A 24968-nucleotide genomic window follows, 5' to 3' on the forward strand; every position below is an offset into this window, starting at 1 on the left:
ACAGGTGCACAAAAAAGTGGGGGCGGCCGTCAATCGGCCGCCCCCTTCTTGTGTCTGCCCCTTTGCCGCCTAGGCGCGGGTCAGCTGGCGGTACCTGATGCGGTGCGGCTGGTCGGCCGCGGTCCCCAGGCGGGCGTGGCGGTCTTCCTCGTACTCGGAGTAGTTCCCCTCGAACCAGACCACCTTGCTGTCCCCCTCGAAGGCGAGGATGTGGGTGGCGATCCTGTCCAGGAACCAGCGGTCGTGGGAAATGACCACGGCGCAGCCGGCGAAGTTCTCAAGCGCCTCCTCCAGCGCACGCATGGTGTTCACGTCCAGGTCGTTGGTCGGCTCGTCCAAGAGGATTACGTTGCCGCCTTCCTTGAGCATCTTGGCCAGGTGCACGCGGTTGCGCTCGCCGCCGGAGAGCATGCCGACCTTCTTCTGCTGGTCGGCGCCGGAGAAGTTGAAGCGGGCCACGTAGGCGCGGGAGTTGACCAGCTGTTTGCCGAGCTGCAGCTGCTCCTGGCCCTCCGAGATCACCTCCCAGATGGTCTTGTCCGGATCGAGGGCGTCCCTGCTCTGGTCAACGTAGGCGAGCTTCACCGTCTCGCCGGTCTTGAAGCTGCCGGAGTCCGGCTTCTCCTCGCCGGTGATCATGCGGAACAGGGTGGTCTTGCCGGCGCCGTTGGGGCCGATGACGCCGACGATGCCGCCGGGAGGGAGCCGGAATTCCATCCCCTCGATGAGGAGCTTATCCCCGTACCCCTTGCTGACGTTCTCCGCCTCGACCACGACCCCGCCCAGACGCGGCCCGGGCGGGATGAAGATCTCCAGGTCCTTGGCCCGCTGCTCGCTCTCGGTGTTCAGCATGTCCTCGTAGGAGTTGATGCGCGCCTTGCCCTTGGCATGGCGACCCTTGGGGGACATCCGGATCCATTCCAGCTCGCGCTTCAGAGTCTTCTGCCGCTCGCTCTCGGTCTTCTCCTCCTGGGCCAGGCGCTTCTCCTTCTGCTCCAGCCAGGAAGAGTAGTTCCCCTGCCACGGGATCCCCTGGCCGCGGTCCAGTTCCAGGATCCAGCCCGCCACGTTGTCAAGGAAGTAGCGGTCGTGGGTCACGGCGATGACGGTGCCGGCGTAGCGCTGCAGGTGCTGCTCAAGCCAGGCCACGCTCTCGGCGTCGAGGTGGTTGGTCGGCTCGTCCAAAAGCAGGATGTCCGGCTTCTGCAACAGCAGGCGGCACAGGGCGACGCGGCGCTTCTCGCCGCCGGAGAGGTTGGCGACGTTGGTCTCGGGGGGCGGGCAGCGCAACGCGTCCATGGCAAGCTCCAGGCGGCTGTCCAGGTCCCAGGCGTCCAGGTGGTCCAGCTTCTCCTGCACCTTGGCTTGGCGGTCGCAGAGCTTCTCCATCTCGGCGTCGGTCATCTCCTCGCCGAACTTCATGTTTATCTCGTTGAACTCGTTCACCAGGTCGACCACTTCCTGCACGCCTTCCTCGACGCACTGGCGCACCGTCTTGGAGGGGTCGAGGGTGGGTTCCTGCTCCAGGAAGCCGACCGTGTAGCCCGGGGAGAGGATGGTCTTGCCGTTGAACTCCTTGTCCGTGCCGGCGAGTATCTTCAGAAGCGAACTCTTGCCGGAGCCGTTCAGACCGAGCACGCCGATCTTGGCGCCGTAAAAATAGGAGAGGTAGATGTCCTTCAGCACCGGTTTCTTGTCGTAAAACTTGCTCACCCCGATCATCGAGTAGATGACCTTGTTCGGCTCGATAGCCATGACTTCCTCCGTATCGTTTTATTAATCTTTGTATCGTTTTGTAAAAGGGCCATTATTACATGCAACTACCGCGGCATGTCAACTGCCATCCCCCGGAGTCCGTCCTTGACATTCCCATTTATGTATAGTTAAATCCGCCGGATCGAATTAACCAACAAGGGGTCTCTAACATGCAAACTCGCGGGCGTTTCAAGGTTTTGATCTGCGCCGGGCTTCTTACTGCCGCACTCTCCGGCTGCGGCGGCTCTTCCTCCAAGGACCACATCCCCTCCACGGTCACCATATTCTACAGCCACAGCGTCATCTTCAGAAACCACAGTACCTTCACCATGGGGTACAACGGTTTCGGCCAACTGGGCGACGGCACGTTGACGAAACGCGAGGTCGCCGTCCACGTTCCGGGAATGGACAACATGGTCTTGCCCGGGGCAAAGGCCGTCGCGGGGAACGAACATACCATGGTGTTCGGCAACATCACGAGCCTCGTCTCCTCCTGGGGGTACAACCTGTACGGCCAGCTCGGGGCGGGGAGCAAGGTTTCCACCACCTATCCCGATGCCTACAGCTCGAAACCGGTTGAGGTCTGGATGCACGCCACCGTGACCGACATCGCAGCGGGCGGCTACCACTCGCTTGCCGTCGCCGGCGACAAGCTCTACGCCTGGGGGCAGAACACCTACCACCAGGTCGGCAACAACAGCACGACCAACGCCACCGCTCCCGTCCAGGTCACCACCGGCCGCGACGGCGAAGACCTGACCCTGCTGCACCCCTTGCAGGTGGCGGCCGGCGGCCTCCATTCCCTTGCGCTTTTGACCACCGGCGGCGGGACCCCGGTCAACTACGTCTACGCCTGGGGGGGCAACAGCTACGGGCAGGTCGGCTTCGGCAAGACCAGCTTCGGCACCTACTCTACGAGCTGCGCACGTCCCAGGAAGGTGACCTTCCCCGATACCCTTACGGGCACCATCGAGCAGGTCGCAGCCCTCGGCAGCGCAAGCCTCGCTCTGGAGGTGCAGCGGGACAACCTCGGCGCCATCGCCTCCGAGATCCTGTGGGGGTGGGGGTACAACGACGCGGGGGAACTCGGCGACCTGATCGAGCACGGCAACGTGACGCCGCTGACCTTGAAGAGCAGCCCCGACCCGGTACCGGTCTTTACCGTGACCGGCAAGGTGATCAAGAAGATGGTCACCGGGACCAACCATATCCTGCTGCTTCTGGGGGATCCCGGCAACGACGGCAGCGACGGCAGCTACGAGATCCAGTCCATCGGCAACAACTACTACGGACAGCTCGGCAACGGCACCTTCACCAACTCCAGCAGCCTGGTCTATGTGCTGCAGACCTTCGGCGGCGCCCATTTCGCCGGGGCCACCGACATCGCCGCCTTCGGGACCTGCTCGTTCGCCAAAGTGAACGGCGTCTGGTATGGCTGGGGCAACAACAGCATGGGGCAGCTCGGCAACACTGTCGACACCACCTCTGGGGTTCCCTACTTCAAGGTGCCGGTGACGGTCAAGTTCCAGTAGCACATTTGTCAGAAGGGATACGGCTTTAGCCTTGCTTCACCAGGCCGAGCCGTACCCCTTTTCCCTTGACTTGGCTGGCGCAAATAGTTTAGTTTGACGGATTGTTTCACAGCCCAACGCGGTAAAGAAAGGTTGCAGATAACATGGAAGAGTTGAGCGAACTGCTGCTGCAGAGAAGACGCAAGGTAGATGCATTGTGGGAGGCGGGGATCAACCCGTACCCGAACGATTACAAGCCTCAGCATACCTCGGCCGACGTGCGCGACGCCTACGGCGATAAGGAGGTCATCGAGGACGACCCGCAGACCTTCGTGGTCGCCGGGCGCATCATCATGCGCCGCTCTTTCGGCAAGGCCGCCTTCGTGCAGGTGCAGGACCGCAAGGGGCGCATGCAGCTTTACCTTAAGAAGGACACCCTGGGCGAGGAGCTCTTCGCCGAGTTCGAGAACTACGACATCGGCGATATCATCGGCGCCACCGGTACCCCGTTTAGGACCAAGACCGGCGAGCTGTCCCTGGCAGTCTCCACCGTACGCCTTCTGACCAAGTCGCTTCTGCCGCTCCCCGAGAAGTTCCACGGCTTGACCGACGTGGAGACCCGCTACCGCCAGCGCTACGTCGACCTGATCGTCTCCCCCGAGGTGCGCGAGGTCTTCTACAAGCGCTCCAGGATCGTGCAGTTGATCCGCGAGTTCATGACCAAAAACGACTTCCTCGAGGTCGAGACGCCGATGATGCAGCCGATCCCCGGCGGCGCCACCGCGAAACCGTTCGTGACCCACCACAACGCGCTGGACATGGAACTGTTCCTGCGCATAGCCCCGGAACTCTACCTGAAGCGCCTGGTGGTGGGGGGCTTCGAGCGCGTCTTCGAGATCAACCGCAACTTCAGAAACGAAGGGATCTCGGTGCGCCACAACCCCGAGTTCACCATGATGGAGTTCTACCAGGCCTACGCCACCTTCGAGGACCTGATGAACTTCACCGAGGAACTTCTCTGCCACGTGACCCAGGAACTCTTAGGGACCCTGGACTTCACCTACGGCGACGAGGCGATCAGCTTCCAGCGCCCCTGGAAGAGGTTCACCGTGAAGGAAGCGATCCTCGAGTACGGCGACATCGACGCGAAGAGCCTCGAGGACCGCGACCTCGCCTACGCCTACGCCCAGAAGATCGGGCTGGAGCTCCCCGAGGACATCGGCTACGGCAAGCTGATCACCGAGATCTTCGAGGAGGTCGCCGAGACCAAGCTGATCCAGCCGACCTTCATCACCAACTACCCGACCGAAGTGTCGCCCCTATCCCGGAAGAACGACCACGACCCGGAGTACGTGGACCGCTTCGAATTCTTCTGCGCCGGCCGGGAGATGGCCAACGCCTTCTCCGAGCTCAACGATCCGCGCGACCAGAAGGAGCGCTTCCTGGCCCAGGTGGCCGCCAAGGCCAAGGGGGACGAAGAGGCCCACTACATGGACGAGGACTACATCCGCGCCCTGGAGTACGGCCTGCCGCCGACCGCCGGGGAGGGGATCGGCATCGACCGCCTGGTCATGCTCCTCACCGACTCCCCGTCGATACGCGACGTCATCCTGTTCCCGCAGCTGCGTAAAGAGGGCAAATAATGCCCTTTGAGCTCTTCATAGGGCTGCGCTACCTGAAGGCGAAGCGCAAATCGACCTTCATCTCGCTGATCACCCTGATCTCGGTGGCGGGGGTCGCCCTCGGCGTCATGGCCCTCATCATCGTGCTGGCCGTGATGACCGGCTTCGAGGAGGATCTCAAGGACAAGATCCTTGGGACCAACGCGCACATCGTGGTCCTGAACGGCCTCGGCGCGGTGCAGGACTACCCGCAGGTAATGAAGAAACTTGAGGGGGTGGACGGTGTCGTCGCCGCCACCCCGTTCATCTACAACCAGGTCATGCTCTCCACCGGGAAGAACGTCTCCGGTGTGGTCCTGCGCGGCATCGACGTCGCCACCGACGCCAAGGTGACCAACCTGCACAAGTCGATGGTCGAGGGGAACCTCACATCGCTGGAGCCCGAGGTGGGCAAGACGCCGGGGGTGGTGATCGGCAAGGAGCTCGCCAAGAACCTTGGGCTGTTCCTGGGCGACACGGTGGACGTGATCTCCCCGATGGGGAACATCACGCCGCTTGGGATGATGCCCAAGCTGAACCGCTTCCGCATCACCGGCATCTTCAACACCGGCATGTTCGAGTACGACTCGACGCTGGCCTACGTCTCGCTCAAGGAAGCCCAGCAGTTCCTGGGGCTTGGGGACGTGGTGACCGGGATCCAGTTGAAGGTGCGCGACGTCTACAAGACCGGGGAGCTGGCCGGCAGGATCGACCGCGAACTGGGCCCTCCCTTCCACGCCCGGGACTGGATGCAGATGAACAAGAACATCCTCTTCGCGCTCAAGACCGAGAAGAGCGTGATGTTCATCATCCTGACCCTGATCGTGCTGGTGGCGGCCTTCGGCATCGCCTCGACGCTGTTCATGGTGGTCATGGAAAAGACCCGCGACATCGCGATACTCAAGTCGATGGGGGCTACCAGCCGCAGCATCATGCGCATCTTCGTCTTCGAGGGGCTCATCATCGGCGTCTTGGGCACCATCATCGGCGTCCTGGGAGGCCTTCTGGTCGCCCTCAACCTGGAGCCGATTGTGTCGGTGATCCAGAAACTGACCGGCTTCGAGCTCTTCAGCAAGGACATCTACTACCTCGACCACTTCCCGTCCCAGGTGGTGACGTCCGACGTGGTGCTGATCAGCGTCACCGCCGTGCTCATTTCCTTTGCCGCGACGCTGTACCCTTCCTGGGCCGCCTCGCGCATGGCCCCCGCCGAGGCGCTGCGCTATGAGTAGCCTGCTCGAGGTAAAGAACCTGTTCAAGTCCTACGGGACCGGCGAGGCCAGGGTCGAGGTCCTGAAGGGGATCGACCTAACCGTGGCGGCCGGCGACACCATCGCCCTGGTGGGGCCCTCCGGCGCAGGCAAGAGCACGCTCCTGCACGTGATGGGGACCATCGACCGTCCCAGTTCCGGCGAGGTGCTCTTCGACGGCGAGAAGATCTTCAACCTCGCGGACCAGCCGCTGGCGGCCTTTCGCAACCGTTCCATCGGCTTCGTGTTCCAGTTCCACCACCTGCTGCCGGAGTTCTCCGCGCTGGAAAACGTGATGATGCCGCTTTTGATCGGCGGCGAGAAGCGCTCCCGCTGCGAAGGGCGGGCGCTCAAGCTTTTGAAAGACGTGGGGCTTTCCCACCGGGTGACCCACCGGCCGGGCGAGCTTTCCGGCGGAGAACAGCAGAGGGTGGCCATTGCGCGCGCCCTGGTGCGCGAGCCGAAGCTCCTTCTGGCCGACGAGCCGACCGGCAACCTGGACATGAAGACCAGCGAAGAGGTGCATTCGCTCTTGTACGAGATCCAGCGCAACACCGGCATCTCGCTGGTCATAGTGACGCACAACGAGCACTTGGCGGCCGGCATGGCGCGCACCGTCAGGATGGTCGACGGCAAGGTGGTCGAGGCGGCCTGACCACGCCGCCCTTTTTACTGATAACTATTATCTTTGGCTTTTTCGGGGGACCCTTTGCTGCGTAAATCGTTATCTACCCTGCTTGCCGCTCAGCTGATGCTTTGCATGACGGTTGCCTCCGCCCAGGCCGAGCAAGCTGCTGCCGGGAAGGCCGCCGATACCACCTCCGCCGACAAGGCCGCTGCCGACAAGTCCGCTGCCGACAAGGCAGCCGGAGAGCAAGCTGCCGGCGGTAAGATCGTGGCGGTCAAGATCAGCGGCAACCACCGCATCGAGACCGCAGCCATCCTCCAGGCGGTGCGCCTGAAGGGCGGCGATGTCGTCACCCCGGACAAGGTCGACGCGGACATCCGTGCCATCTACAAGCTCGGGCACTTCACCGACGTCAAGGTGCAGAGCGAAGCGAAGGACGGCGGTGTCGTCATCGAGTACGTGGTCACCGAAAAGCCGATCGTGCGCGAGGTGAAGATCGAGGGGGCCAAGGAGCTCTCCACCGACAAGGTCCGCGAGGCGATCGAGATCAAGCCCAACACCGTCTTCTCCGCCAAGGACCTGCAAAAGAGCGTCAAGAAGGTGAAGAAGCTCTACTCCGACGAGGGGTACTACTTAGCCGAGGTTTCCGGCGACCTGAGCATCCGCTCCGAGACCGAGGTCCACGTCATCTTCCGCATCAAGGAAGGGGACAAGGTTCTCATCCAGCAGATCGAGTTCGAGGGGAATCACGCCTTCCCCGACAAGAAGCTCAAGAAGACCATGGAGACCGGCGAGAAGTGGTTCCTTTCCTGGTTGACCGGCGCCGGCACCTACAAGGAAGAGGTCCTTAAAAACGACGTCAACCTCCTCACCGAGCACTACATGAACAACGGCTACGTCAACGTGAAGGTCGGCGAGCCGAAGGTGGAGCTGCTCCCGGACCGCAAGGGACTCAAGGTGAGCATCGGCATCACCGAGGGGGAGCAGTACCGTGTCGGCAAGCTCGGCTTCAAGGGTGAGCTGCTGGAGAGCGAGACCGTGCTGAACGGCAAGCTCAAGGAGAAGCCGGGCCAGCTCTTCAGCCGCGCCGACCTGCGCACCGACGTCTTCGGCCTGACCGACCTTTACGCCGACAAGGGGTACGCCTTCGCCAACGCCTCTCCGATCACCAAGCTCAACCCGGAGAACCACACCATCGACATCACCTTCGACATGGAGAAGGGGCAGAAGGTCACCATCGACCGGATCAACATCACCGGCAACGTGAAGACCCGCGACAAGGTGGTGCGCCGCGAACTGAAGCTCGACGAAGGGGACCTGTACAGCTCCACCGCGCTCAAGAAGAGCAAGCAGAACCTGATGAACACCGGCTTCTTCGAGGAGGCGAACCTGGCCACGGCCAAGGGGAGCGCCGCGGACAAGCTCGACCTGAACGTCGAGGTCAAGGAGAAGCCGACCGGCACCTTCAGCATCGGCGCCGGTTACAGCTCGCTGGACGGCATCATCGGCCAGGGGTCGGTGCAGCAGGCGAACTTCCTCGGCCTGGGGCTCAAGATGACCGCCGCGGCATCGCTGGGTAGCAAGTCGCAGACTTACAACCTGGGCCTCACCGATCCCTACTTCATGGACACCAAGTGGACCCTGGGCGCCGACATCTACCGCAACGAGCGGCAGTACCTCGACTACACCCGCAGGGCCACCGGCGGCGACATCAAGGCGGGCTACCCCCTCTCCGACACGGTGAGCACCTTCTGGCTCTACAAGTACGAGCAGAAGGAGATCTTCGACGAGTCGGAGGATTTGAGGCTCAACATCCTTAACGGCACGGTGCTCGCTCCTGAGAAGACCTCTACCACCAGCGCCATCATCGCCAGCCTCTCCAGGAACACCACCGACTACCGCCTCGATCCCTCGACCGGGATGTTGAACACCCTCTCCGTCGAGTTCGCCGGGGTAGGGGGGACCAACCGGTACATCAAGTACATCACCGAGCACACGCTGTTCCACCCGCTGTTCTACGGCGTGGGGTCCGTGCGCGGCACGCTGGGGTACGTCCAGTCCTACGGCGGCAAAGAGATCCCGATCGACGAGAAGTTCTACCTGGGCGGCATCAGCTCGCTGCGCGGGTACTCATCGAGGACGGTGAGCCCCAACAAGACGACCCCGGTGCCGACCTCCGGTATCGGCGGCCTGACCGGCTCCAAGGACAACCGCGTCTACCTGGGCGGGGACGTCGAGGCTGTGGCCAACGTGGAATGGTCCTTCCCGCTCCTGAAGGAGGCGGGTCTCAAAGGGGTGCTGTTCTTCGATGCCGGCAACTGCGACAACACCTTTAACGGGACCTTCTCGAACATCCTCACCTCGTACGGTGGCGGCATCAGGTGGTTCTCCCCGATCGGCCCGCTGAGGCTGGAGTACGGGATTCCGATCAACCCCAGGGAGGGGATCGACAACAAGGGCGGCAAGCTCGAATTTTCAATCGGCAGCATTTTCTAAATCCATGTACTGGAAGGAGCAAGTCATGAAACGTTTCATCATCGCAATTATGCTGGTTCTGGCACTTCCGCTGGCGGTAATGGCTGCCGACGGTTCCAAGGTCGGTTCCGTGGACATTCAGAAAGTGCTGTCGCAGTCCGACGCCGGCAAAGAGGCGAAGGACCAGCTGATGCAGAAGGCCTCCAAGTACGAGGCTGAGAAGGCGGCCAGGGAGGCCGAACTCCTCAAGCTGAAAGGTGAACTGGAGAGCCAGGGGACCGCGCTGCTCAACGACTCCGCCCGCAGCGCGAAGGATCGCGATTACCAGAAGGGGATGAAGGATTACCAGCGTTTCCTGAAGGATGCCCAGGACGACCTGCAGTTGAAGAACTCAGAGTACACCAATAAGATCCTGGACGAGATCGGCAAGGTGGTTCAGGAGTTCGGCCGCAAGAGCGGCTACACCGCCATCTTCAGCAGGGAGACCATGGTCTACGTTGACCCGGCCGCCGACGTCACCGATGCGGTCCTGAAGGCCTTCAACGAGAGCAGAAAGAAATAAGACTCTAACTGCCGTACTACGTTCTACGTTCCACGTTAGGAAGCACGTCTGAAGGTGCGGATAACTCCTTCCTCAGCCGTTGCCGGAACATTTCGATGAGCCCCCTTTGCACGAAGGGGGACTTGTCGTTTTTAACGTAGAACGTAGAACTTAGAACTTAGAACGGTTTCAAGGATGTTTACATGAAAAAGACCCTTCGTGAGATAGCAGAGTACCTCGGTGGCACCGTTGCCGGGGACGGCGAGATCCTGATCGGCGGACTGGCCACCCTGGATGACGCAGGGGAGGGGCAGCTCACCTTCCTCGCCAACCCGAAGTACGCCGGCAAGGTCGCCACCACCAACGCTTCGGCGGTGCTGATGGGGGTCGGAGGCAACACCCACGGCAAGAATGCCATCTTCCATGTCAACCCGTACCTGGCCTTCGCGAAACTGCTGACCCTGTTCTACACGGCACCGCCCCCGCGGCTGGGCGTGCTCCCCGGCGCCTTCGTGGCTCCGGGCGCCAAGATCGGGGCTGATGTCACCATCTATCCCGGCGCAAGCGTCGGCCCCGGCGTGACCGTCGGTGACCGCGTCACCCTTTACCCGGGCGTTGTCCTCTACCCCGGCTCCAGCGTGGGTGACGACGTGACGCTGTACGCCAACGTCAGCATCCGCGAGCGCTGCCGGGTCGGCAACCGGGTCACCATCCATGACGGCACGGTGATCGGCTCGGACGGCTTCGGCTACGCGCCCGACGGCAGCTCGTGGTACAAGATCCCGCAGATCGGCATCGTGGTAATCGAGGACGACGTCGAGATCGGCTCCAACACGGTCATCGATCGCGCGGCGCTGGAAGTGACCCGCATCAAGCGCGGCACCAAGATCGACAACCTGGTCCAGATCGGGCACAACTGCGTGATCGGCGAGGACTGCATGATCGTGTCCCAGGTGGGGATCTCCGGCAGCAGCCAACTCGGCAAGCACGTCATCCTGGGGGGGCAGGTGGGGGTCGCCGGCCACATCAAGATCGGCGACAACGTGATGATCGGCGCCCAATCCGGCGTGCCGGGCAACGTGGAGCCGAACCAGGTCCTTTCCGGGACCCCGGTCATGCCGCACCGGGAGTGGCTCAAGTCCTCCACCCTGGTTCCCAAGCTCCCCGAGTTCAGGAAGACCCTCTCTGCACTGGAGAAGCGGGTGGCCGAGTTGGAAGAGAAGCTCGCGCAAAAAGGCGAGTAACCGTTCACAAGGTTCTAGTCCCTCCCCCGGAGGGGTAGGGAGGGGGCTTCGCGCTTCCCCCTCCCAACTTCCCCCGCAAGGGGGAAGAGTCATAACGACTGAAATGCAATTACTTCGGCTCAAGCCTGACCGGCAAAACGCCGATGCGAGGAGAGAAATCAGCATGCTCGACATAGTCCAGATTATGGAAATCCTGCCCCACCGTTACCCGTTCCTCCTGATCGATAAGGTCCTCGAACTCGAGCCGGGCAAGCGGGTGGTCGCAATCAAGAACGTCACCATGAACGAGCCCTTCTTCCAGGGGCACTTCCCGGGCTTCCCGGTCATGCCGGGGGTCCTCATCATCGAGGCCATGGCGCAGTCCGCCGCCATCCTCGCCTACACCGCCATGGGCGATGACGCCAAGGAGAAGGTGAGCTACTTCATGGCCATCGACAACGCACGCTTCAGAAAGCCGGTGAAGCCGGGCGACACCCTGAGGATCGAGGTGGAGACCCTTTTCAGTAAGCGCGGCATCTGGAGCTGCGCCGCCAAGGCCTACGTCGGCGAGACCCTGATGACCGAGGCGGAACTGAAGGCAACGCTGGGCGACAAGTAGTACACGGAGAACGTTATGATCCACAGCACCGCAATAGTCCACCCCGGCGCCAAGATCGCCGAGGGGGTCGAGATCGGCCCGTACGCAGTGATCGGCGAAAACGTCAGCATCGGCAAGGGGACCAAGATCGGTCCGCACGCTGTCATCGACGGTTGGACCGAGATCGGTGAGGCCAACACCATCTTCCACATGGCCTCGGTCGGCGCCATTCCGCAGGACCTCAAGTACCGCGGCGAGAAGACCTGGCTCAAGATCGGCAACGGCAACACCATCCGCGAGTTCGCCAGCCTGCACCTCGGCACCGTCACCGGCGACGGGGAGACCACCGTCGGGGACAGCAACCTCTTCATGGCCTACTCGCACGTCGCACACGACTGCCACATCGGCAACAACGTGATCATGGCCAACTCCGCCACCCTGGCTGGCCACGTCACCGTCGAGGATTACGCGATCCTGGGGGGGCTTTGTGCCGTGCTCCAGTTCATGCGCATCGGCGCGCACGTGATGGTGGGGGGGATGACCTCGGTTCCGATGGACGTTCCTCCCTACACCATCATCACCGGTGACCGCTCCGAAAGCCGTCTGCGCGGTCTGAACCTGATCGGGCTTAAGCGGCGCGGCTTTTCCGACGAGACCATCTCGAGCCTTAAGAAAGCGTACAAGCTCCTCTCCATGTCGGGGCTGAAGCTTGCCGAGGCGGTAGAGAAGATGAAGAGCGACGTTCCCAGGTGCCCCGAAGTGGACCACTTCATCGAGTTCATCGAGAGCTCGAAGCGCGGCGTCGCCAGGTAGCAACGAAGGCAGATCAAAAGGAAGATTAAGACTTAGATTAAGATTAAGTTACACTCTCTTAGTCTTAATCTTTATCTTTACCTGTCTTTAAGAGGGCAGATTGAGACAAAGATTAAGATTGAGAGAGGCCTTCTTAGTCTTGATCTTAATCTTTATCTGTCTTTAAGAGGTTCTTTTGCAAGAGAAGAAACAGTCAGTGATGATCGTCGCCGGTGAGGCGTCCGGCGAGATGTACGGCGCGCAGATCGCGACCGCCATCCGCGCGCTTGCCCCCGGGACCCGCTTCTTCGGCATGGGCGGGAACTGCATGCGCGAGGCCGGGGTCGAGACGCTGGTCGACGCCAACGTGATGGCCGTGATGGGACTGGTCGAGGTGGTGGCGCACCTCCCCACCATCGTGAGCGGCTTCACCACCCTCAAGAGAAAGATCCACAACGATCCCCCCGACCTTTTGATCCTGATCGACTACCCCGACTTCAACCTTCGGCTCGCCAAGGTGGCCAAGAAGGCCGGCGTCAAGGTGCTCTACTTCATCTCGCCGCAGGTCTGGGCCTGGAGAAGCCACCGCGTGCACGGCATCGGACGCGTCGTGGACATGATGGCGGTGCTCTTCCCGTTCGAGGTTCCCTTCTACCAGAAGGCCGGCGTGCCGGTCACCTTCGTGGGGCATCCCCTGCTCGACCTGGTCAAGCCGACCATGAAGCGGGACGAGGCGCTCGCCTCGCTCGGGCTCGACCCCGAGCGGCGCTGCATCGGCCTCTTCCCGGGGAGCCGCCGCTCCGAGATCCAGAAGCTCCTCCCCATCATCCTGGAGTCGGCGCGGATCCTCAAGGAGCGCATGCCGGACCTGCAGTTCGTTCTGCCGCGCGCGACGTCCCTAAAGGACGAGGACCTGGCACCGTACCTCGCCGGTTCGCGGCTCGAGGTAAAGGTGGTCTCCGGGAGAAACCACGACGTGATGAGCGGCTGCGACGCGGTCATCGCCGCATCGGGTACCGTGGTCATGGAGCTCGCCCTGGTGGGAGTCCCCCACGTGATCATCTACAAGATGTCCACCCTTACCTACGAGATCGGGAAGCGGGTGATCAACGTGCCGCACATCGGCATCAGCAACATCGTCGCTGAAAAGCGCATGGTCCAGGAACTGCTCCAGCACGAGGCCGAGCCGGTGCCGATCGCCGACGAGATCGACGCCCTGCTGAACCGGCCGGGGTATGCGGCGCAGATGCGCGAGGATTTCGCGGCGATGAGAGTGAAGCTTGGTAACGGCGGGGCCCTGGGCCGGGTGGCCCGACTCGCCTTGGAGATGATGAAATGAGCAGTGCAGTACCCGTAAGACCCAACGTGTTTCAACGCCTGTTAAGTTACAGCCGCCCCTACGGGTGGCGCATCGCGCTGGCCGCGCTCGGCTCGGTCGGCGTGGGCGGCATGGACGGCGCCATGGCGTACCTGGTGGAACCGGTCCTGAGAAGGATCTTCTCCGGCAAGGAGACGGCGATCTTCGTCCTGCTCCCGGCGGGGATCGTCTTACTCTACGCCCTGCGCGGACTGTGCCGTTACACCAACGACTACTTCATCCGAAGCGCCGGACAGCTCGCGGTACAGGACGTGCGCAACGACCTGTACGAAAAGAACATGAGGCTCAGCATCGGCTACTTCCACCGTCACGAGACCGGGACGCTGATGTCGCGCGTCCTCTCCGACGTGAGCATGATGCAGGAGGGGGTGGGGCAGGTCATCACCGGCCTGTTCCGCGACGGCCTCTCCGCCATCGCCCTTTTGGGGGTCATCTTCTACCGTGACTGGCAGCTCGCGCTGATCTCTTTCGTGGTGATCCCGCTCACCGTGGTCCCGGCCAGGAAGATCGGCAAGAGGATCAAGCGCGTGGCGCGGCAGGGGCAGGAAAAGATGGGGGATCTCGCCAGCATCCTCCAGGAGACCTACTCCGGCATCAAGGTGGTCAAGGCCTTCGGTTTGGAGGGTCGCGAGATCGAGCGCTTCCGGGCGCGCAACCGCGACTTCTACCACTTCACCCGGAAGAACATCAAGTACGAGGGGCTCTCCACCCCGATCATGGAGTTCATCACCTCCTTCGGCATCGCCGCGGTTATCTGGGTCGGCGGCTCCAACGTCATGCACGGCACGAAGAGTGCCTCGGAGTTCTTCTCCTTCATCACCGCCATGGTGCTGGTGTTCAACCCGATCAAGAGGCTTCTGGCCGCCTTCAACAACCTGCAGCGCTCCATGGGGGCCGCCGAGCGGGTCTTCGAGGTCATGGACGAGAAACCGGAGATCGTCGACGCCCCGGGATCGCGCGACCTGGGCAAGGCGCGCGGCGAGGTGGAGTTCCGCGATGTGCGCTTCAAGTACGAGGACGACTACGTGCTGCAGGGGGTGAACCTCACGGCGAAAAGAGGCGAGGTGATCGCCCTGGTCGGCCCCTCCGGCGGCGGCAAGACCACGCTGGTCTCACTCATCACCCGCTTCTACGACCCGACCAGCGGCCAGGTACTCATGGACGGCGTGGACATCCGCGAGCGGACCATGAAGAGCCTCCTGGAGCAGATCGCGCTGGTCGACCAGGAGACCATCCTCTTCAACGACACCATCGCCAACAACATCCGCTACGGGAGGATGACCGCGACCGATGCGGAGGTCGAGGCCGCGGCCCGCGCCGCCTTCGCCCACGACTTCATCCAGGATCTCCCGGAGGGGTACCTGACCAACATCGGGGACCGCGGCGTGCGTCTTTCCGGCGGCCAGCGCCAGAGGCTCTGCATCGCCCGCGCGATACTCAAGGACGCCCCGATCCTCATCCTGGACGAGGCGACCAGCGCGCTCGACACCGAGAGCGAGCAGATGGTGCAGAAGGCGCTCAACAACCTGATGCAGAACCGAACCACCTTCGTCATCGCCCATCGTCTCTCCACCATCACCCATGCCGACCGCATCGTGGTGCTTGAGAAGGGGGCGGTTGCCGAGATGGGGAGCCACGACGACCTGCTCAAGGCGGATGGGATCTACAGCCGCCTGCACGGCATGCAGTTCAGGGCGTAAACGGGGGAGCGGGGCATGCTGAAACAGGTGCGCTGGTATCTTGAGATGGCATTCTTCGTGGTGGTCTCCTCCACGATCGCGCTGTTCCCCAACAGCGTCGCCCTGTCGGCCGGACGGTTGCTGGGGCGGATCGCATTCCTTTTCCTGGGGAGGAGGCGCCGCATCGCCATCGCCAACCTGGAAGCGAGCCTCCCCTTCCTGGAGCGCCAGCCGGGGTGGCAGGGGGGGACCGCCAAGGAAGTGGCCCGGGGCGTCTTCGAGAACCTGGGCTGCTGCATCGTCGAGGTCTGCAAGATATACCGGGGGCGTGGGCAGGAACTGATCGACAACGTCGAGTTCCGCGGGCTGGAGCACTTCGACGCCGCCTTCGCCAAGGGGAAGGGACTCATCTTCATCACGGCCCACAGCGGCAACTGGGAGCTTCTGGCGCTCGCCTTCGGGGTGCACAAGCATGAGCTCTCCGTGGTGGCCAGGCGCCAGGACAACCCCCACCTGAACCGGATGGTCGAGCGCATCCGCAAGAGCTACGGCAACGGGCTTATCTACAAGGACGGCGCGCTCCGGGCGATGTTCTCCGCGCTCAAGAAGCGGGAGGTGGTGGGGCTATTGATCGACCAGGCGGTACAGTCCGAGTGGGGGATCCTCGCTGATTTCCTGGGGCGTCCGGCCTGGACCATGCGCATGCCCTCCCTGATCGCCAGGAAGAGCGGTGCACCGTTGGTCCCCGCCTTCATCCACCGCGAGGGGGACAAGAGCGTCATCACCATACATCCCGAGTACCGGCTCTCCGCTGCGGAGGATCCGGAGGTGACCGCTTTCGAGGACGCCTGCGGGTTGAACCGCTACATCGAAGAGTACGTGGTCCGGCACCCCGAACAGTGGTACTGGGTGCACAAACGCTGGAAGAACGCGCCGCAGCCCGCCGCCAGCCCCGCACTGTAGGGGCAAATAATCATTTGCCCTGCCCACCGGTGCCCCGACCACGGTACCCGCGCAGGAGCAATCAGGCGAGCCAAAGGCGGGCGAATGGTTATTCGCCCCTACGAAAGTCCTTACATGATCAACATCATCTACAACCTGCTTTTGTGGCTCATCCTGCCGCTCCTGGTTCCCTTCCACGCCTACCGTTCTCTCTCCCGCGGGCGCCGTACCGCCTTCTTGGAACGCTTCGGCCGCATCCCCGCCGAGGAACTCGACCTGATCGGCAACGGGGGAAGGACCATCCTGGTGCACGCCGTCTCCGTCGGCGAGACCAACGCCGCGCTGCCGCTCCTGAAGGGGATCCGCCAGCGCTTCCCCGGTAAGAAGATCGTTGTCTCCAACGTCACAGAGACCGGCCGCAGCGTCGCCCAGAAGAGCAAGGCCGCCGACCTCTGCATCTACTTCCCCTTCGACTACCCCTTCGCCGTCCGTTCGGTGCTGGAACAGATCCGCCCGGAGCTCGTGGTCATCATGGAGACCGAGATCTGGCCCAACTTCATCGCCGTCGCGCGGGAGCTGGGTATCCCGGTGCTTTTAGCCAACGGCCGCATCTCCGACCGCTCCTTCGGTCGGTACCTGCGTCTGTCCTGGTTTTTCCGGCCGGTGTTGCAGCGCCTCTCGGCCCTTTGCATGCAGACTGCGGTGGACGCCGAGCGCATCCGCGCGATAGGCGCTCCGCCCGCCGCGGTGCACGTCGGTGGGAACCTGAAGTACGACATTCCGGTGGTCAAGGCGCCGGCCCAGCAGGTGGCCGGGATCAAGGAGAAATACCAAATACCCACGGACTGCTTCGTCTTCGCCGCGGCAAGCACGCACGAGGGGGAGGAGGCACAGGTCCTCTCGGCTTACCGCGACCTGCTGGCGCGCGATCCGCAGAGCTTCCTGATCCTGGCGCCGCGCCATCCCGAGCGCGCTCCCGGGGTCGCCGAGCTGATCAAGAAGGAGGGCTTCCCCTTCCAGTCCCGCTCCGCCCTGGACGGCTCCGGTCCGCTTCCGGCGGGGGGGATCCTGCTGCTGGACACGGTGGGCGAGCTAGCCGGACTCTACCGCGCCTCCGACCTCGTCTTCGTCGGGGGGAGCCTGGTCCCAACCGGCGGGCACAACCCGCTTGAGCCGGCCGCATGCCAGGTGCCGGTGCTGTTCGGGCCGCACATGGAAAACTTCCGCGAGATCGCGGCGCTCTTCGTGAAGCATTGCGGCGCCGAGGTGCAGCCCCCCGACGTGGCGGCGCTCAAGTCAGAGGTCATGCGTCTCGCCGCCGATGCCTCCCTTCGGGAAGAGCTGGGGCGCCGGGGCGCCGGCATCCTCCTGGAGAGCGCGGGCGCCACCGGGCGGCACCTTGACGTGATGGCCTCCCTGCTGGAACGAGGAGGACAACGTGGCTGACCTGGAGAACTACTATCGCGAGCTGATGTCGGGGAAACGCTCCGGCCGGGGAGACCGGGCCTTGCTCGCCCTGCTGCGTCTCGCCTCACGCCCGTACGCGGCGGTGCTGCGACTGAGGGCGCTCGGGTACCGGCTCGGGCTCATTCCCTCGCACCGGCTGCCGCGCCCGGTGATTTCGGTCGGCAACCTGGTGTTGGGCGGCACCGGCAAGACCCCGATGGTCGCGTGGGTGGCGGGGCGTCTGATGAGTCAAGGCAAGAGGGTCTGTGTGCTTTCCCGCGGCTACGGCGGGAGCGCCGAGGGGGAGATCCGCATCGTTTCCGACGGCGAGAACCTCCTGCTCTCGCCCGAGGAGGCGGGGGACGAGCCGTGCCAGCTGGCCGGGATGCTGCCGGGCCTCATGGTGGTGATCGGTTCCAACCGCTACCGGGCCGGGCTCCATGCCTTGGAGCTTCTCAACCCGGACATCTTCATCCTGGACGACGGCTACCAGCACCTGAAGCTGAAGAGGGACCTGAACCTCCTGCTGCTGGACGCGGAGAAGCCGTTCGACAACGGCCTCACCCTGCCGGGAGGCTTCCTGCGCGAGGCGCCTGCTGCGGCCGGGCGCGCCGACGTGGTGGTATGCACCAGGACGCCGGAAGGAAAGGGGGGGGGCGCCCCTGTTCCCGGCAAGCCGACCTGCTGGACAAAGCATCGCCTTTCTGGCATAGTCCCGCTCGGCGGCGGGCCCGCCACCGGATTCGAATCGGCACAGGGGCCGCGCGTCATGGCCTTCTCCGGCATCGCCAACCCGGGTGCCTTCTTCGACGGCTTGGAAGCGGTCGGGGTAAGGCCGGTGACCACGCTCTCCTTCCCTGACCACGTGAGCTACGGCGAGCCCGAGATCGCCGCCATAGTCCGGCTGAAGACCGCCTCGCGCTCCACGGTGCTTCTCACCACCCAGAAGGATGCCGTGAAACTGCTCCCCCATGCGGAAAAGCTCCCGGGCTGCTTTGCAGTGGTGCTCGAACTGGAGTTCCGGGACTCGCATCCCCTTGAGGATGCCCTGTCCAAGCTGCTGACATCGTCACCCTCCCCCTCTCCCCCCGGGAGAGGGTAGGGGTGAGGGCGCTGCAAGTGGCAAGATCTTGATCCTGCCGTCGCCCTCACCCGGCCTTCGGCCACCCTCTCCCAGTGGGGAGAGGGGCTAGAAAGCGAAAAAAATGCTGCGAGTGAAAACTAGATGCGCGTACTGATCATCAAACCATCATCCCTTGGCGACGTGATCCAGACCCTGCCGGTGCTCGACTACCTGCACCAGGCGGCGCCCGGCATCGAGGTCGATTGGGTGATCGAGGAGAGCCTGCAGGAGCTGCTGGCGGGACACCCGCTGGTAAGCCAACTGCACCCTGTGCCGGCCGCCCGGTGGCGCAGGCACCGCTTTGCCGTCAAGACCTGGCGCGGGATTTCCGCCCTGCAGAAGACCCTCTGCGAGCGGGCCTACGACCTGGTGTTCGACCTCCAGGGAGACCAGGTGAGCGGGGTGATCTCCCGGTTTTCCGGTTGTGCCGACCGGCTCGGTTTCGAGCGCGAAGAGGTCAAGGAACCCCTCAACACGATGTGCAACACCCGCCTGATTCCGGTGCGCAGGCAGGAGTTCCACAACGTCGACCGTGCCCTGCGCATGGTCAGCATCCCTCTGGCCAAGGACTTCCGCTCCATGGACCTGGTGAGCCACCTCGAGAGTTCGCCGGAGGACGAAGCCAACGCCGAGGCGCTCCTCGCCACGCTGGCGGACGGGCTGGTTTTCCTGTTTCACCACGGCACCGCCCAGCCGACCGGGGCCTGGAGTGAAAAGGGGTGGACCGAACTGGGCCGGGAGGTGCTGGATCGCTTTCACGACGCATCCATCCTGCTCCCCTGCAGCACCGACGCCGAGCGCGAGGTGGCCTGCTCGATAGCCGCCGCCGTCGGGCCGGGGTGCCGGGTCCTGGACCGCCTTTCCCTGAAGGGGCTGGTCGCCCTCCTGAAGAAGGTGGACCTGGTGGTCGGGGGTGACGCCGGGCTGGTGCAGATGGCCGCCGCCCTGGGGACACCGACGGTCTCCTTCTACCGCGGCACCCTCGCCAAGAGGAGCGCGCCGCGCGGCGACGCCCATGTCGCCCTGCAATCGCCCATGCACTGTGCGGGATGCCTGAGGGACCACTGCGACAAGGACGCCAAGTGTCGTGACAGCATAAAGGTCGAGGCGGTGCTCTCGGCCGTGCTGCGCCTGCTGGCGCCGTCAGTCGGGTAGAACTGCCCACCCCCTCCCCCGCAAGGGAGGAGGGAGAAATAGGCAAAGAGGTTAATTAGGGCAAGGATGGCCGCAGACGCTGTCCTTGCTCGCTTTTTTGTGGCGTTTCTGCTATGTTGTGCGTTGTTTTGCCCGGAGCCCGCCTGGGCGGTTGGGAATGTGAAGGTAAACGGGGGCGGAGCGGTTGCCGCAGCACCTGAAAAGATATTTATCGAAATTATCAAGCGAGGGACGAACGTGTTAAAAAATCGCAGCATTCTGGTCACCGGTGGCACCGGGTCGTTTGGCAAGAAATTCGTGGAAACCATTCTCACTGCGTACCCGGAGATCGAACGGGTGGTGGTCTACTCTCGTGACGAACTGAAGCAGTTCGAGATGGCGCAGCAGTTCTCCCACGACAAGTACAAGCAGATCCGCTACTTCATCGGCGACGTGCGTGACCGCGAGCGCCTCTCCAAGGCCATGGAAGGGATCGACATCGTCATCCATGCCGCCGCGCTGAAACAGGTCCCGGCCTGCGAGTACAACCCGTTCGAGGCGATCAAGACCAACATCCACGGCGCGCAGAACGTCATCGAAGCCGCCATCGAGCGCGGCGTGAAGCAGGTCGTCGCCCTTTCCACCGACAAGGCCGCCGCGCCGATCAACCTCTACGGCGCCACCAAGCTCTGCTCCGACAAGCTCTTCGTTGCCGCCAACAACTTCAAGGGGAAGCACGACATCAAGTTCTCCGTGGTGCGCTACGGCAACGTCATGGGGAGCCGCGGCTCGGTGATCCCGTTCTTCATGAACAAGAGGAGCTCCGGCGTCCTCCCCATCACCGACGAGCGCATGACCCGCTTCAACATCACCCTCGAGGACGGCGTCAAGCTGGTGCTCTACGCGCTCGAGAACATGTGGGGCGGCGAGATCTTCGTGCCGAAGATCCCGAGTTACCGCATCAACGACATCGCCGAGGCGATCGCCCCGAACTGCAAGCGCGAAGTGGTCGGTATCCGCCCGGGCGAGAAGCTGCACGAAGAGATGATCACCATGACCGACGCCATCTCCACGGTCGAGTTCGAGAAGTACTTCGTCATCCTCCCCTCCATCCCGCTTTGGGACGTGGACAAGTTCGCCGCCGCCTTCAACGGCAAGCTCTGCCAGGACGGGTTCTGCTACAACTCCGGCACCAACAGCGAGTGGCTGAACGTCGAGGAACTGCGCGAGCTGATCAAGGAACACGTCGACCCGAACTTCACCTACTAGGAGGCAGGGCGTGAAACAGGCACCGATCCCCTACGGCCGGCAGTCCATCTCCGAGGCCGACATCCAGGCGGTTGTTGACGTCCTGCGTTCCGACTGGCTGACGCAAGGGCCGTCCATCGAAGCCTTCGAGCAGGCGGTGGCGCAGTATTGCGGCGCGAAGTACGCGGTGGCCGTGAACAGCGCCACTTCCGCGCTGCACATCGCCTGCCTCGCCGCCGAACTTGGCGAGGGGGACACCCTCTGGACCACCCCCAACACCTTCGTCGCCTCGGCCAACTGCGGCCTGTACTGCGGCGCCGGTGTCGACTTTGTGGACATCGACCCGAAGACCTACAACCTCTCCGCAACCGAGCTGGAAAAGAAGCTGGCAAAGGCCAAGGCGGAAGGGAAGCTCCCCAAGGTGGTGGTCCCGGTTCACTTCTCCGGCCAGCCCTGCGAGATGGACCGGATCGCCGAGCTCTCCCGCGAGTACGGCTTCTCCGTCATCGAGGACGCCTCCCACGCCATCGGCGGCAAGTATAAAGGTGAGGCGATCGGCGGCTGCCGCTTCTCCGACATGACCGTGTTCAGCTTCCACCCGGTGAAGATCATCACCACGGCGGAAGGGGGCATGGTACTCACCAACCGCAAGGACCTGTACGACCGGCTGATCCGCCTGAGAAGCCACGGCATCACCCGCGACCCCGCCTTCATGGAATGGGAGAGCGACGGCCCCTGGTACTACCAGCAGATCGAGCTCGGCTTCAACTACCGCATCACCGACCTGCAGGCGGCCCTCGGCCTTTCCCAGATGACCCGCCTGGACGAGTTCGTCGCTTCCCGGCACCGCCTGGCGGCGCGCTACGACGAACTCCTGGCGCAGCTCCCGGTGGTCACCCCGTACCAGCACGCCGACAGCTACTCGGGTCTGCACCTCTACGTGATCCGGCTCAAGCTGGACGAGATCTCGAAGAGCCACCGCGAGGTGTTCGAGGCGCTGCGTGCCCGGGGGATCCTGGTCAACCTGCACTACATCCCGGTGCACACCCAGCCCTACTACCGGCGCCTGGGCTTCAAGCCGGGCGACTTCCCCGAGTCCGAGCGCTACTACGCCGAGGCGATCAGCCTCCCGATGTTCTCCAGCCTCACCGACGAGCAGCAGGACCGTGTGGTCGCGGCGCTCAAAGAGACGCTGTCGTGAACGTAGCCATCATCCCGGCACGGGGCGGCAGCAAGCGGATCCCCCGCAAGAACATCAAGGAGTTCTGCGGCAAGCCGATGATCGCCTGGTCCATCGAGGCGGCGCTTGAAAGCGGCTGCTTCAGCCGGGTCCTGGTCTCCACCGACGACGCCGAGATTGCGGAGGTGGCCAAGAAGTTCGGGGCGGAGGTTCCTTTCCGGCGTCCCGCGGAGCTTTCCGACGACCATACCGGCACCATTCCCGTCATCCGCCACGCGGTCGAGTTTGTGGCGGGGGAGGGGGATCGCCCCGAGTACGCCTGCTGCATCTACGCCACCGCCCCGTTCGTGACGCCGGCGGACCTGAAGCGCGGCCTCGACCTGATCAGGGAGGCCGGTTGCTCCTACGCCTTCTCGGTGACCAGCTACCCCTTTCCGATCCAGCGCGCCATCAGGATCGACGGCAACGGCCGCGTCGGGATGTTCGATCCCGCCCAGTTTTCCACCCGTTCTCAGGACCTCGAGGAGGCCTTCCACGATGCCGGGCAGTTCTACTGGGGGCGTGCCGAGGCCTGGATAGCCGAGGAGAAGATCTTTTCGGAAAAGGCGGTCCCCGTCCTTCTGCCGCGCCACCAGGTGCAGGACATCGACACCCTGGAAGACTGGCACCGGGCGGAGCTGATGTTCCGGGCCTGGCGCGGGCAGGTCGAGTAAAAAACCATCGAGGTGACAGATGCGCCCTGAAGAGTTCAACCTGCGCCCCATCGAAGAGCGGGACCTCGACCTGGTCCTCTCCTGGCGCAATTCCGAGCGCGTGCGCTCCTACATGTACACCGACCACCTGATCGCCCCCGAGGAACACCGGGCCTGGTTCGCCAGGACGCGCGACGCGGAATTCCCCGCGACCCTCATCTTCGAGTACCAGGGCCGGCAGGTCGGCCTGAAGAGCTTCAACCAGATCGACCGTCATTCCAACCGCTGCCACTGGGGCTTCTACCTCGGGGACGTGGAGCTGCCGCGCGGCTGCGGCACGGTGATGGGGTTCCTGGCGCAGGAGTACATCTTCGAGAAGCAGGGCGTTAGAAAGCTCTGCGCCGAGGCCTTCGCTTTCAACGAGGGGAGCATCAAGTACCACACCCGCCTCGGCTTCGCGCAGGAGGGGCGGCTGGTGCAGCACGTGCTGAAGAACGGGCGCTACGAGGACGTTGTCGTCTTCGCTACTTTCAAAGAGAACTGGCTGGCCAACAAGGAAGCGTTGGCGGCAAAGATATTCCGGGAGGACGCAGCACAATGAGTTCTATCCAGATCGGCGACAGGTTCATCGGCCCGGGCCACGCGCCATTCATCATCGCCGAGATGTCGGGGAACCACAACCAGTCGCTGGAGCGCGCCCTGGAGATCGTCGAGGCCGCGGCCGCTTCCGGCGCGCACGCACTGAAGCTGCAGACCTACACCGCCGACACCATGACGCTCGACCTGAAGGAGGGGGAGTTCTTCATCGAGGACCCCAAGAGCCTCTGGAAGGGGCGCTCCCTGTATGACCTGTACCAGGAGGCGCACACCCCTTGGGAGTGGCACAAGCCGATCTTCGATCGCTGCCGCGAACTGGGGCTCATCTGCTTCAGCACCCCCTTCGACGCGAGCTCCGTCGAGTTCCTGGAGGAGCTGGACGTACCTTGCTACAAGATCGCTTCCTTCGAGAACACCGACCTGCCGCTGATCCGCAAGGTGGCGGCGACGGGGAAGCCGGTGATCATCTCGACCGGCATGGCGACCCTGGCCGAGCTGGACGAGACGGTGCGCGCGGCGCGCGAAGCGGGGTGCCGCGGCCTGGTGCTCCTGAAATGCACCAGCACCTACCCGAGCACCCCTGAGAACACCAACGCGCGCACCATCCCGCACCTGAAGGATCTCTTCGGCTGCGAGATCGGGCTCTCCGACCACTCCATGGGGGTGGGGGTCTCGGTGGCGGCGGTCGCCCTCGGTGCCACGGTGATCGAGAAGCACTTCACGCTGTGCCGCGCCGACGGCGGGGTCGACTCCACCTTCTCCTTGGAGCCGGAAGAGCTGAAGAGCCTGGTGGTCGAGACCGAGCGCGCCTGGCAGTCGCTGGGGCGGATCAGCTACGGGCCGACCGAGAAGGAGAAGAAGTCGCTGGTGTTCAGGCGCTCGCTCTACGTGGTCGAGGACGTCAAGGCCGGCGAGCCGTTCACCGAGAAGAACGTCCGCGCCATCAGGCCCGGCAACGGTCTTCCCACCAAGTATCTGGAGACCTTCCTGGGCAAGCGGGCGGCAGTCGATATCCGCAGGGGAACGCCGCTCTCCTTCGATCTCTTGGGCGGGCTCTAGCGCCGGTCGTTTTTTCCTCTGCGGCTTGGCGTCGCGGACGATGCAACTTTCAGAAA

21 protein-coding genes are annotated in these 24968 nt (G+C 63.4%); 20 read left to right on the top strand and 1 reads right to left on the bottom strand.

The annotated features are described in order from the left end of the window. Positions 1-69: 69 nt before the first annotated feature. On the bottom strand, positions 70-1755 hold the full coding sequence (ettA, locus tag KOM00_RS16070; RefSeq protein ID WP_216499954.1) for an energy-dependent translational throttle protein EttA: 1686 nt from the start codon (positions 1753-1755) through the stop codon (positions 70-72). Between the two features lie 170 nt (positions 1756-1925). Here ettA and KOM00_RS16075 point away from each other — a divergent pair, with 170 nt between their 5' ends. From KOM00_RS16075 to pseI, 20 genes are all read left to right on the top strand, one after another. After that, a complete protein-coding gene (locus KOM00_RS16075; RefSeq protein WP_216499955.1) occupies positions 1926-3287 on the top strand; it encodes an RCC1 domain-containing protein in 1362 nt (453 codons plus the stop codon). Positions 3288-3430: 143 nt separating this feature from the next. Next, positions 3431-4909 (top strand): lysine--tRNA ligase, encoded by a 1479-nt coding sequence (gene lysS / locus KOM00_RS16080; protein ID WP_216499956.1) that lies wholly within the window; start codon positions 3431-3433, stop codon positions 4907-4909. Further along, a complete protein-coding gene (locus KOM00_RS16085) occupies positions 4909-6159 on the top strand; it encodes a lipoprotein-releasing ABC transporter permease subunit (protein ID WP_216499957.1) in 1251 nt (416 codons plus the stop codon). Before lysS ends, KOM00_RS16085 begins: the two co-directional genes overlap by 1 nt. Then, complete coding sequence (locus tag KOM00_RS16090) at positions 6152-6832, top strand: ABC transporter ATP-binding protein (RefSeq protein WP_216499958.1); 681 nt, start codon at positions 6152-6154, stop codon at positions 6830-6832. Before KOM00_RS16085 ends, KOM00_RS16090 begins: the two co-directional genes overlap by 8 nt. A 54-nt stretch (positions 6833-6886) precedes the next feature. Then, positions 6887-9301: an outer membrane protein assembly factor BamA gene (bamA, locus tag KOM00_RS16095; protein WP_407931692.1), complete on the top strand. Its 2415-nt coding sequence runs from the start codon at positions 6887-6889 to the stop codon at positions 9299-9301. Between the two features lie 25 nt (positions 9302-9326). Continuing rightward, positions 9327-9842, top strand: coding sequence for an OmpH family outer membrane protein (locus KOM00_RS16100; protein WP_216499959.1), 516 nt, complete (start codon positions 9327-9329; stop codon positions 9840-9842). 182 nt (positions 9843-10024) lie between these two features. Next, positions 10025-11065, top strand: a complete 1041-nt coding sequence (gene lpxD, locus KOM00_RS16105; protein WP_216499960.1) for a UDP-3-O-(3-hydroxymyristoyl)glucosamine N-acyltransferase — start codon at positions 10025-10027, stop codon at positions 11063-11065. A 163-nt stretch (positions 11066-11228) separates the two neighbouring features. After that, the gene (gene fabZ / locus KOM00_RS16110; protein ID WP_216499961.1) at positions 11229-11663 is read left to right on the top strand and encodes a 3-hydroxyacyl-ACP dehydratase FabZ; all 435 of its coding nucleotides are present in this window, start codon (positions 11229-11231) and stop codon (positions 11661-11663) included. Positions 11664-11678: 15 nt separating this feature from the next. Then, positions 11679-12455: an acyl-ACP--UDP-N-acetylglucosamine O-acyltransferase gene (gene lpxA / locus KOM00_RS16115; RefSeq protein ID WP_216499962.1), complete on the top strand. Its 777-nt coding sequence runs from the start codon at positions 11679-11681 to the stop codon at positions 12453-12455. Between the two features lie 199 nt (positions 12456-12654). Next, the gene (gene lpxB / locus KOM00_RS16120) at positions 12655-13773 is read left to right on the top strand and encodes a lipid-A-disaccharide synthase (protein ID WP_216500064.1); all 1119 of its coding nucleotides are present in this window, start codon (positions 12655-12657) and stop codon (positions 13771-13773) included. Continuing rightward, positions 13770-15512 (top strand): lipid A export permease/ATP-binding protein MsbA, encoded by a 1743-nt coding sequence (msbA, locus tag KOM00_RS16125; protein WP_216499963.1) that lies wholly within the window; start codon positions 13770-13772, stop codon positions 15510-15512. Before lpxB ends, msbA begins: the two co-directional genes overlap by 4 nt. A 15-nt stretch (positions 15513-15527) precedes the next feature. Further along, positions 15528-16454 (top strand): lysophospholipid acyltransferase family protein, encoded by a 927-nt coding sequence (locus tag KOM00_RS16130; protein WP_216499964.1) that lies wholly within the window; start codon positions 15528-15530, stop codon positions 16452-16454. Positions 16455-16568: 114 nt separating this feature from the next. Then, positions 16569-17879, top strand: coding sequence for a 3-deoxy-D-manno-octulosonic acid transferase (locus KOM00_RS16135; protein ID WP_216499965.1), 1311 nt, complete (start codon positions 16569-16571; stop codon positions 17877-17879). A gap of 25 nt (positions 17880-17904) precedes the next feature. Continuing rightward, entirely contained in the window at positions 17905-18981 is a 1077-nt protein-coding gene (lpxK, locus tag KOM00_RS16140) for a tetraacyldisaccharide 4'-kinase (RefSeq protein ID WP_216500065.1), read from the top strand. 123 nt (positions 18982-19104) lie between these two features. Next, complete coding sequence (waaC, locus tag KOM00_RS16145) at positions 19105-20157, top strand: lipopolysaccharide heptosyltransferase I (RefSeq protein WP_216499966.1); 1053 nt, start codon at positions 19105-19107, stop codon at positions 20155-20157. Between the two features lie 237 nt (positions 20158-20394). Continuing rightward, the gene (gene pseB / locus KOM00_RS16150; protein WP_216499967.1) at positions 20395-21405 is read left to right on the top strand and encodes a UDP-N-acetylglucosamine 4,6-dehydratase (inverting); all 1011 of its coding nucleotides are present in this window, start codon (positions 20395-20397) and stop codon (positions 21403-21405) included. Between the two features lie 10 nt (positions 21406-21415). Continuing rightward, positions 21416-22585, top strand: coding sequence for a UDP-4-amino-4,6-dideoxy-N-acetyl-beta-L-altrosamine transaminase (gene pseC / locus KOM00_RS16155; RefSeq protein ID WP_216499968.1), 1170 nt, complete (start codon positions 21416-21418; stop codon positions 22583-22585). Continuing rightward, complete coding sequence (gene pseF / locus KOM00_RS16160; protein WP_216499969.1) at positions 22582-23277, top strand: pseudaminic acid cytidylyltransferase; 696 nt, start codon at positions 22582-22584, stop codon at positions 23275-23277. The genes pseC and pseF overlap by 4 nt, the downstream gene beginning before the upstream one ends. Positions 23278-23296: 19 nt before the next feature. Then, entirely contained in the window at positions 23297-23857 is a 561-nt protein-coding gene (gene pseH / locus KOM00_RS16165; RefSeq protein ID WP_216499970.1) for a UDP-4-amino-4,6-dideoxy-N-acetyl-beta-L-altrosamine N-acetyltransferase, read from the top strand. Continuing rightward, positions 23854-24912, top strand: coding sequence for a pseudaminic acid synthase (gene pseI / locus KOM00_RS16170; RefSeq protein WP_216499971.1), 1059 nt, complete (start codon positions 23854-23856; stop codon positions 24910-24912). Before pseH ends, pseI begins: the two co-directional genes overlap by 4 nt. Positions 24913-24968: the final 56 nt, after the last annotated feature.

The organism is Geomonas diazotrophica, from assembly GCF_018919385.1.
Lineage (GTDB): Bacteria > Desulfobacterota > Desulfuromonadia > Geobacterales > Geobacteraceae > Geomonas > Geomonas diazotrophica.